Here is a 1838-nt window from a genome sequence, read left to right on the forward strand (position 1 = left end):
CCCGGATTCTATTGATCGATGCAACACCCCTTCTTGGAGGTTGTTGCTCGTGGTGTTGTCGTTCTCTTCTCCTGCGGCGGTGCGGTTTCTGGCTGCGATTGGTCAGGGGCATGGTCTGAAAGGATCCGCCCGGATGGCGGGGATCGATAAGGAGGTCGGGTATCGGTTCCTTCGCGACCGGTATGTCCAGCTCCGTCGTGGCGGGCTGAGTGCCGGTGACGCGGTCGATGCGCTTGGGTTCCGTTCGAGTCGGTTGCCGGACTGGGAAGCGCTGGTCGGGCGTGATGGGCGCCATCATCTGCGGGTGGATCCGTCACGGGAGCAGGTGTTCTGGGCGGCGTTCGAGGGTGGCGCGGATTGCGATGCCGCGTGCCGGGCGGTGGGCGTGGCTCGTTCCACGGGCTACCGGTGGATCCAGCGCCGCTTCGGGGAACTCCGCTCGAGCGGGGTGAGTTTGACGCGATCCATCCGCGTGCTGCGGCTGACGCCGCGTCGGGCCGAGGCCTTCGAACGAGAACGGCAGGCCACGGAGCACCGCAAACGGAACGCGGCGACTGCCGCGCACCGTGACGCGTTGCATGCGTCGGCAGGGTTGGTCGACGCGATGCTCGGCGAAACCGATGCCACGAGACGTCGTCGGGAACGGGCCGACCGGTACTGGCAGTTGATGCGTGAGGGCGTCAGCAACGTGGACGCTTGCAGAATCCTGGGTATGTCGCGTCCCGTCGGAACCCGGATCCGCAAACAGAACAACTTCCTCATCCCCTCACTCACCCCGCCGCGGCCATCGAGCGGACGGTACCTGACCGGTCGGGAGCGGGTACAGATCGCGGACCTGCTGCGGTTGGGGTGCTCGATGCGTCAGATCGGCAGGCAACTCGGCCGGCACCCGTCGACGATCAGCCGGGAACTACGCCGGCACACCGACGCGGCCGGGAACTACCTGCCCGGCACCGCGGACCTTGACGCGCACCGGCAACGCGCACGCCCGAAGACCCCAAGACTGGTCGCGAATCTGCCGCTGCGGTTGCTCGTGCAACGCAAGCTGAACCGGTGCTGGTCACCCGAGGAGATCGCCGGGTGGCTCCGCAAGACCTACCCCGGCGAGCCGAGCATGCACGTCTGTCACGAGACCATCTACCGTGCCCTGCTGCTGCGGGAACCCGGCGGACTGCATCAGCGGTACGCGATGAAGCTGCGCACCGGCCGCCGGATCAGGAAGACCCGGTGGCGCACCCGAACCGGACAGGGGTCGAGGATCCGGAACATGACGATGATCGACCAACGTCCCGCGGAGATCGAGACGAAACAGGTCGCCGGGCACTGGGAAGGCGACCTCATCGTCGGGGTCGGATCCGTGTCCGCGATGGTCACCCTGCGAGAACGGAAGACCCAGTACGGGATGGTCATCAACCTGCCGAAGGACCACACTGCCGCGTCCGTGAACCATGCCGTGATCGGCGCGTTCGCGACCCTGCCTGCGCATCTGAAGCGTTCCCTGACCTGGGACCAGGGCGTGGAGATGTCCAGCCACGAAGCCCTCACGGCCGCGACCGGTATCCCGATCTACTTCGCCGAACGCGCCAGCCCCTGGCAACGCGGCGCGAACGAGAACTTCAACGGACTGCTCCGCCAGTACTTCCCGAAAGGCACGAACCTCGCCCAACACTCGACCGCACACGTCGCCCGAGTCGTCAACGAGATCAACCACCGCCCACGGAAGACCCTCGACTACGACACCCCAGCACGACGCCTGAAACACGAACACCGCACCCCGCAACCAGCACTCCGATAGCCTGCAACCACCTGTCCTGTTGCGTCGATCATCAGAATCCGCC

The 1838-nt window shown here is 66.1% G+C and carries 1 protein-coding gene; it reads left to right on the forward strand.

Annotation, left to right across the window (positions count from 1 at the left end):
• Positions 1-604: 604 nt before the first annotated feature.
• Positions 605-1795: an IS30 family transposase gene (locus tag GQQ95_RS19250; protein ID WP_425482595.1), complete on the forward strand. Its 1191-nt coding sequence runs from the start codon at positions 605-607 to the stop codon at positions 1793-1795.
• Positions 1796-1838 lie beyond the last annotated feature (43 nt).

This window comes from Agromyces salentinus (genome assembly GCF_009749395.1).
Classification (GTDB): domain Bacteria; phylum Actinomycetota; class Actinomycetes; order Actinomycetales; family Microbacteriaceae; genus Agromyces; species Agromyces salentinus.

Coding starts and splice junctions, on each gene's coding strand:
- GQQ95_RS19250 (WP_425482595.1), top strand. CDS start 605: ATGCTCGGCGAAACCGATGCCACGAGACGTCGTCGGGAACGGGCCGAC.